This window comes from Paenibacillus taichungensis, from assembly GCF_013359905.1.
GTDB classification, from domain to species: domain Bacteria; phylum Bacillota; class Bacilli; order Paenibacillales; family Paenibacillaceae; genus Paenibacillus; species Paenibacillus taichungensis.
Genome location: NZ_JABMCC010000064.1, coordinates 1 through 519, shown reverse-complemented (window position 1 = coordinate 519; position 519 = coordinate 1). Strand labels below are relative to the sequence as shown.

Annotated in this window: 1 rRNA gene; it reads right to left on the bottom strand. The window is 55.5% G+C overall.

The annotated features are described in order from the left end of the window. Positions 1-18 precede the first annotated feature (18 nt). Positions 19-519 (bottom strand): 16S ribosomal RNA (locus tag HP548_RS00530); the annotation flags it as partial.

Here is a 519-nt window from a genome sequence, read left to right as displayed (position 1 = left end):
GGAAACGATTCTCCATAGAAAGGAGGTGATCCAGCCGCACCTTCCGATACGGCTACCTTGTTACGACTTCACCCCAATCATCTATCCCACCTTCGGCGGCTGGCTCCTTGCGGTTACCCCACCGACTTCGGGTGTTATAAACTCTCGTGGTGTGACGGGCGGTGTGTACAAGACCCGGGAACGTATTCACCGCGGCATGCTGATCCGCGATTACTAGCAATTCCGACTTCATGCAGGCGAGTTGCAGCCTGCAATCCGAACTGAGACCGGCTTTTTAGGATTCGTTCCACCTCGCGGCTTCACAGCCCGTTGTACCGGCCATTGTAGTACGTGTGTAGCCCAGGTCATAAGGGGCATGATGATTTGACGTCATCCCCACCTTCCTCCGGTTTGTCACCGGCAGTCACCTTAGAGTGCCCACCCGAAGTGCTGGCAACTAAGATCAAGGGTTGCGCTCGTTGCGGGACTTAACCCAACATCTCACGACACGAGCTGACGACAACCATGCACCACCTGTCT